At 71.4% G+C, this 5,394-nt stretch carries 5 protein-coding genes; 2 read left to right on the top strand and 3 right to left on the bottom strand.

What is annotated here, in order from left to right; all coding sequences use genetic code 11:
* Positions 1-37 precede the first annotated feature (37 nt).
* From recF to dnaA, 3 genes are all read right to left on the bottom strand, one after another.
* Complete coding sequence (gene recF, locus D8M29_RS08060) at positions 38-1,252, bottom strand: DNA replication/repair protein RecF (protein ID WP_036337311.1); 1,215 nt, start codon at positions 1,250-1,252, stop codon at positions 38-40.
* A 21-nt stretch (positions 1,253-1,273) separates the two neighbouring features.
* Entirely contained in the window at positions 1,274-2,389 is a 1,116-nt protein-coding gene (dnaN, locus tag D8M29_RS08065; RefSeq protein WP_170747710.1) for a DNA polymerase III subunit beta, read from the bottom strand.
* Between the two features lie 750 nt (positions 2,390-3,139).
* Positions 3,140-4,687 (bottom strand): chromosomal replication initiator protein DnaA, encoded by a 1,548-nt coding sequence (gene dnaA / locus D8M29_RS08070; protein WP_095347376.1) that lies wholly within the window; start codon positions 4,685-4,687, stop codon positions 3,140-3,142.
* A 342-nt stretch (positions 4,688-5,029) separates the two neighbouring features.
* On the opposite strand from dnaA, the gene rpmH reads away from it, so the two are divergent.
* Both rpmH and D8M29_RS08080 read left to right on the top strand, forming a co-directional pair.
* Positions 5,030-5,167, top strand: coding sequence for a 50S ribosomal protein L34 (gene rpmH / locus D8M29_RS08075; RefSeq protein ID WP_002856443.1), 138 nt, complete (start codon positions 5,030-5,032; stop codon positions 5,165-5,167).
* Positions 5,168-5,195: 28 nt separating this feature from the next.
* A partial coding sequence (locus D8M29_RS08080; RefSeq protein ID WP_148111549.1) for a ribonuclease P protein component occupies positions 5,196-5,394 on the top strand: 199 nt, incomplete at its 3' end.

The raw sequence follows: 5,394 nt of genomic DNA on the forward strand, positions 1-5,394 counted from the left end.
TAGGTCCGGCCGGTCCGGCTCGAACGGGGCGGGGGTCTCAGCCATCGGCCCCGCCCTCGCGCCGGGGCTCGCGGATGTCGCCCTCCACGGGGGCCGCGGCGGCCACGGCCTCGGAGCCCTCCGCGTCCTGGCGGATGAGCACGCGGTGGGCCGTGAGCTCCTCGGGGACGTCCTCGAGTGCGGCGGCCGTGACGATCACCTGCTCGGCCCGGTGGACGAGCGCGGCGAGGCGGCGACGACGGGCGGCGTCGAGCTCCGCGAACACGTCGTCCAGGATCAGGACGGGGCGGGCGTCGGGGTCCGGGTCGTCGGCCACGAGCACGTCGTAGGCCGCCATGCGCAGGGCGAGCGCCAGCGACCATGTCTCCCCATGGGAGGCGTAGCCGCGCGCGGGCGCCGGGCCCAGGAAGAGGGCGAGCTCGTCCCGGTGGGGGCCCACCAGGGTCAGCGCCCGTGCCCGTTCCTCCTCCCGCTGGGCCTCGAGCGTCCGGCGCATGTCCGCGGCCAGGTCCGCCACGGCCGGGACCTCCGCGTGGGTGCCGCGGGCCAGCGGGACGGTGGACTCGTAGGCGTAGGCCGCGGCCTTGGAGCCGTTCGTCAGCGCCGCATACATCTCCTGGAGGGGGCGGGCCAGCAGGCGCAGCACGTGCAGGCGGCCGTGGAGCAGGCGGGCGCCGGCGGCGCAGAGGTGCTCGTCCCAGACGGCGAGCGTCGCGTCCTCCTCCGGGCCCCAGCGGCGAGAGCCGCGGCCCGACTTGAGCAGGGCGTTGCGCTGACGCAGCACGCGTTCGTAGTCGGCGGCGGCCTCGCCGAGCGCCGGACGCAGCTGCACCATGAGCTGGTCGAGGAGACGACGGCGGCCGCCCGGCTCCCCCGTCACGAGGCTGAGGTCCTCCGGGGCGAAGACCACGGTGCGCAGGATCCCGAGGCCCTCCTTCGCCCGCACGGGGGCGCCGCGGTTGATGGCCACCCGGTTGGACCGGCCCGGCAGGATCTCCAGCTCGAGGGCGACGGTGCGGGAACCGCGGTGCACGCGCCCGGCCATCCGGGCCCGGTCCCGGCCGAAGCGCACGAGCTGCGCGTCCGAGCTGACCCGGTGGGACTGCTGGGCGCCGAGGTAGCCGATCGCCTCCACGAGGTTGGTCTTGCCCACCCCGTTGGCCCCGAGCAGCACCGTGGACCCCGGCGTCAGCTCCAGGTCGGCCCAGCGGTAGGACCGGAAGTCCGCGACGGTGAGGTGGGACAGGTACACGGGTGCGTCCGGCCCCCTGCGTCAGGCGATGCGCACCGGCATCACGAGGTAGCGGTAGTCGGAGACGACGCCGTCCTCCTGGTTCACGCCGGTGAGCAGGGCGGGCTTGGGCGCGGACGTGAAGGCGAAGCGCACCTGCGGCTGGTCCACCACGGCCAGGCCCTCGGAGAGGTAGGACGGGTTGAACGCCACGGTGATGTCCTCGCCCTCGAGCGTGCACGGCACGGACTCGTTGGCGCTCGCGTCATCGCCGGTGCCGGCGTCCAGGGTGACCTGGCCCTCCGTGAACACCATGCGCAGGGCGGTGTTGCGCTCGGCCACGAGGGCGACGCGGCGGGACGCCTCGACCAGGGCGGCGGTGTCCACCACGGCCTGGATGGGGCTGGACTCGGGGAAGAGCGAGCGGATCTTGGGGTACTCGCCGTCCACGAGCACGGAGGTGGTGCGGCGGCCACCGGAGGCGAAGCCCACGAGGTCGGCGGTCTGACCGAGGAGGATCTCCAGGTCGCCGCCGGAGCCGAGGGACTTGGCGACCTCGGTGAGCGTGCGCGCCTTGATGAGCAGCGACGTCGAGAGGGACGGGTCCGCCGGGGTCCAGCGGATCTCCTTCATGGCCAGCCGGTAGCGGTCCGTGGCCAGGAAGGTCATGGTGTCGCCCTCGATCTCCACCTTCACGGCGGTGAGGATCGGCAGGGTGTCGTCCTTGGAGGCGGCGACGGTGACCTGGGCGACGGCGTGGGCGAACGCGGCGCCGTCCACGGTGCCCGCGGGGGCCGGCAGCTCGGGCAGGGCCGGGTAGTCGCCCACGGGCATCGTGGCCAGGGCGAAGCGGGAGGAGCGGCAGGTGACGAGCACCTTGCCGCCGTCGAGCTCCACCGTGACCTGGGCCTGCGGCAGGGAGCGGACGATGTCGTTCAGCAGGCGGCCGGAGACGAGCACCTGGCCCGCGGTCTCGACGTCGGCCTCGATCTCCAGGCGCGCGGAGGTCTCGTAGTCGAAGCTCGCGATGGACACGACGCCGGCCTCGGCCGTGATCAGCAGGCCCGAGAGCACCGGCACCGGCGGGCGCGGGGACAGGGAGCGTGCGGCCCAGGAGACGGCGTCGGTGAGGATGTCGCGTTCGACGGTGAACTTCACGAGCTGCACTGCCTCTCTGGGGGTGATGACGGGGGTTGCGGGCCCGGGGGGAACGGCGACACGCGGGCCTCAGCATAGGCGGTCCGCGCGGCGGGTGTCAGGTCGCCGACGAATGACAGCGGTGTGATTCCACGGATCTCGGGCGCCCGGGCGCAGCCCGGGCCCTCGAGGCGCTCAGCTCGGTGAGGGGCGGCGGAGATGATGTTGCTTGGCGGGATCTCTCCAGGGGGATCAGAAGGAGTGGTAGCGGGTGTGGATCCTGTGGAGAACGCCGTTCTGCCGCGTCACCATGCGGATTCGGCTGGGGGAACCGTGTGGACGCCCGCTCGTTCGGGGTGTGCATCCGGTGTGGACGAGCCCCGGAGGCCCTCCCCCGCTCTGCACAGGCCCGACCGGAGTTGTCCAGACTCGTCCCCGGATCCACCCCCCAGTTGTCCACATTCCTGTCCACAGGGCACGTCCACACCCGTCGAAATCCGCGAGATCATGCGGTTTTCGGCTGTGGAGATCTGTGGATACGTGTGGACCATCGAATGACACCCGTGTGATTCACCAGCCTGTGCACCGTCGTCGTCCCCAGGGGTGTGGACGCGGCGTGAGCGGCCTGATTCCGCCATCCACAGGGGCGGAGGTTGTCCACAGCACCGGGGGTTCTCCACAGAGTTGTCCACACCGGTGGACAATGTGGAAGAAGGCTCGAGTCCCGGTCGAAGGTTCGAACCGGGACTCGAGGGTGGGACAGCGGGTGGCTCAGGCGCCGCGCTGCTTCCGCTTGATCTCGTTGGTGAGCTCGGTGACCTGGTTGTAGATCGTCCGCCGCTCGGCCATCAGCTCGCGGATCTTGCGGTCCGCGTGGATGACGGTGGTGTGGTCGCGGCCGCCCAGGACCTGGCCGATCTTGGGCAGGGACATCTCGGTCAGCTCGCGCAGCAGGTACATGGCGATCTGCCGCGCCGTCACCAGCGTGCGGGTGCGGGACTTGCTGGTCAGCTCCTCGAGGGTGAGATTGAAGTACTCCCCCGTGGCGTGCAGGATCAGCTCCGGGGTGATCTCGTGCGCCGTCTCGTCCGTGATCAGGTCCTTGAGCACATGCTCGGCCAGCTCGATGTCCACGGTCTGCCGGTTGAGCGAGGCGAACGCGGTCACGCGGATCAGCGCGCCCTCGAGCTCGCGGATGTTCGTGGAGATGCGCGAGGCGATGTACTCCAGCGCCTCCGGCGGGGCCACGAGCCCCTCGGCCTCCGCCTTCTTCCGGAGGATCGCGATGCGCGTCTCGAGGTCCGGCGGCTGGATGTCCGTGATCAGCCCCCACTCGAAGCGGGAGCGCAGCCGGTCCTCGAACCCGGAGAGCTGCTTGGGCGGCAGGTCCGAGGTGATGACCACCTGCTTGTTGTTGTTGTAGAGCGTGTTGAAGGTGTGGAAGAACTCCTCGACCGTCGCCTCCTTGTCCGCCAGGAACTGGATGTCGTCGATCAGCAGGATGTCCACGTTGCGGTAGACCTGCTTGAACGAGGCGCCCTCGTCGTGGCGGATGGAGTTGATGAAGTCGTTGGTGAACTCCTCCGAGTTCACGTACCGCACCCGCAGGCCCGGGTAGAGGCGGCGGGCGTAGTGCCCGATCGCGTGCAGTAGGTGCGTCTTGCCCAGGCCGGACTCGCCGTAGATGAACAGCGGGTTGTACGCCTTCGCCGGCGCCTCGGCCACCGCGTTCGCGGCGGCGTGCGCGAACCGGTTGGACGAGCCAATCACGAACGTCTCGAAGTGGTAGCGGTCGTTGAGGCGGCTGGTCTCCGCGGACGTCGACGGCGGCGCGGGAGTCGGCTTGCCGTTCCCGCTCGGGGCCGCGTTCGCGGCGGGCACGACGTCGGCCGGCGGCTCGATGCGGAAGCCCGGCAGCTCCTCGGCGACGGCGCGGCGGGAGGTGGCGGCGGTCGCGGCCGGGGGCAGCTCGACGTCCGGCGCCGCGGCGTCGGACGGCCCGCCGGCGAGGGAGGAGCGGCGGGCCTCGGAGGAGGGGGTCCGCGGCGGCTGCAGGTTCGCATCGATCGAGATGGCCAGCAGGATCTCCTCGCGGAACTCCTGGGTCAGGGCGTCCGTGAGGGCGTCGGCCACCTGGGTGCCCTGGAGGGTCTCGCGGGTGGTCTCGTTCGGCACGGCCAGCAGGAGCGTGTTGCCGATGAGGCCCTGCGGCTGGGCCAGGTAGACGAAGCCCATGAGGCGGGCGCTGACCCGCGCGTCGTCCTCGAGGGAGCCCACGACGGAGCGCCACGAGCTGAGCACGGCCTGGTCTGCCACCACGGAGGCTTCCTTTCCTGGGACAGACGTCCCCGAGGACGGGGGCGGCTGCGCGAGACGGACGACGGTGCTCGGAGTCTAACGGTTGTCCACAGGGTTGTGCACAGACGGTGGACAACCCCTATCATCCTGTGGACGACCGTCCCGGGCGCCCACGGGCGTCCGGGATCCGCGCGCACCCGTTTGACCCCTGCGTACCCCGGCCACTAGAGTTGTCTGGTCCCCCGGGTGTTGGTTGATCGTGCCCGCCGGGGATTTCATGTCAGAGCCTCACCGGTCCTTCCCCCTGGTCCACCTGCTCAGGTCGACGGTCGAAGGCACACAACACGTCGTGGAGAGATCACAGTGACCAAGCGCACGTTCCAGCCCAACAACCGCCGTCGTGCCCGCAAGCACGGCTTCCGTGCCCGCATGCGCACCCGCGCCGGCCGCGCCATCCTGTCCGCTCGCCGCGGCAAGAACCGCGCCGAGCTGTCCGCCTGAGGACCTCGGTCCAGGGACGGCGCGCCCCGTGCTGCCCCGTGACCGTCGCGTCCGCACGCCCGCGGAGTTCCGTCACCTCGGTCGCACCGGCACCCGCGCGGGTCGGCGCACCGTCGTGGTGAGCGTCGCCACGGACCCCGATCAGACCCGGTCCACGTCGCCGAGCGCCCCTCGGCCGCGGGCCGGGTTCGTCGTGTCCAAGGCCGTGGGGAACGCGGTGACCCGCA

Origin of the sequence: Micrococcus sp. HSID17227, from assembly GCF_003989405.1 — a bacterium.
GTDB lineage: Bacteria > Actinomycetota > Actinomycetes > Actinomycetales > Micrococcaceae > Micrococcus > Micrococcus luteus.